Annotated in this window: 1 rRNA gene; it reads left to right on the forward strand. The window is 53.6% G+C overall.

The features are described from left to right. The first annotated feature begins 239 nt into the window (after positions 1-239). Positions 240-1,758, forward strand: a 16S ribosomal RNA gene (locus QQS52_RS11360). The last annotated feature ends 165 nt before the right edge of the window (positions 1,759-1,923 follow it).

Raw genomic sequence — 1,923 nt, forward strand, 5'->3', positions numbered from 1 at the left:
CCAATGTACTTTTTGCATTTGTGTGGATGGTTGTGTTGGTGTGTGCCGGATGGCGCTTTCAGTTGGGGTGTCATTGAAATATAATTGTTTCTTTCTGGCTGCATTGATGTGATTGTTCATGTTTTGTGAATTTTTCATTTTTTCTTTGTAGTAATTCTTTTTTGGTCAGTATGCAGCGCACTGTGTTGTGTGTTGTGTGTTGGTTTTGTTTGTTAGGTTTGGGCTTTTCACGAGCCTTTTTTGTGGAGAGTTTGATCCTGGCTCAGGACGAACGCTGGCGGCGTGCTTAACACATGCAAGTCGAACGGAAAGGCTCCAGCTTGCTGGAGTACTCGAGTGGCGAACGGGTGAGTAACACGTGGGTGATCTGCCCTGCACTTCGGGATAAGCCTGGGAAACTGGGTCTAATACCGGATAGGACCGCACTTTGGTGTGTGTGGTGGAAAGTTTTTTCGGTGTAGGATGAGCCCGCGGCCTATCAGCTTGTTGGTGGGGTAATGGCCTACCAAGGCGGCGACGGGTAGCCGGCCTGAGAGGGTGGACGGCCACATTGGGACTGAGATACGGCCCAGACTCCTACGGGAGGCAGCAGTGGGGAATATTGCACAATGGGCGGAAGCCTGATGCAGCGACGCCGCGTGGGGGATGACGGCCTTCGGGTTGTAAACTCCTTTCGCCAGGGACGAAGCGTTTTTGTGACGGTACCTGGATAAGAAGCACCGGCTAACTACGTGCCAGCAGCCGCGGTAATACGTAGGGTGCGAGCGTTGTCCGGAATTACTGGGCGTAAAGAGCTCGTAGGTGGTTTGTCGCGTCGTCTGTGAAATTCCGGGGCTTAACTCCGGGCGTGCAGGCGATACGGGCAGGCTTGAGTACTGTAGGGGTAACTGGAATTCCTGGTGTAGCGGTGAAATGCGCAGATATCAGGAGGAACACCGATGGCGAAGGCAGGTTACTGGGCAGTTACTGACGCTGAGGAGCGAAAGCATGGGTAGCGAACAGGATTAGATACCCTGGTAGTCCATGCCGTAAACGGTGGGCGCTAGGTGTGAGACCCTTCCACGGGTTTTGTGCCGTAGCTAACGCATTAAGCGCCCCGCCTGGGGAGTACGGCCGCAAGGCTAAAACTCAAAGGAATTGACGGGGGCCCGCACAAGCGGCGGAGCATGTGGATTAATTCGATGCAACGCGAAGAACCTTACCTGGGCTTGACATATTGAGGTTCGCGGCAGAGATGTCGTTTCCCTTTGTGGCCTTTATACAGGTGGTGCATGGTTGTCGTCAGCTCGTGTCGTGAGATGTTGGGTTAAGTCCCGCAACGAGCGCAACCCTTGTCTTATGTTGCCAGCATTTGGTTGGGGACTCATGAGAGACTGCCGGGGTTAACTCGGAGGAAGGTGGGGATGACGTCAAATCATCATGCCCCTTATGTCCAGGGCTTCACACATGCTACAATGGTCGATACAATGCGTTGCGACACTGTGAGGTGGAGCTAATCGCTTAAAGTTGGCCTTAGTTCGGATTGGGGTCTGCAACTCGACCCCATGAAGTCGGAGTCGCTAGTAATCGCAGATCAGCAATGCTGCGGTGAATACGTTCCCGGGCCTTGTACACACCGCCCGTCACGTCATGAAAGTTGGTAACACCCGAAGCCGGTGGCCCAAACGTGTTAGGGAGCCGTCGAAGGTGGGATCGGCGATTGGGACGAAGTCGTAACAAGGTAGCCGTACCGGAAGGTGCGGCTGGATCACCTCCTTTCTAAGGAGTTTTTTGTTGCCCACGGTTGTGGGTGTTGGTGGTTGATGTGTCTGTGTAGGGCACTGCCACTGTTGTGTAATCGGGTGGACGCATGCCTGCAGTCTGGATGGCTGGGTGCAATCATTCTTTTGTCACAAATGCTTCCGTCTCTTCTGGGGATGGTGT

It is taken from the genome of Corynebacterium sp. 1103A, from assembly GCF_055700955.1.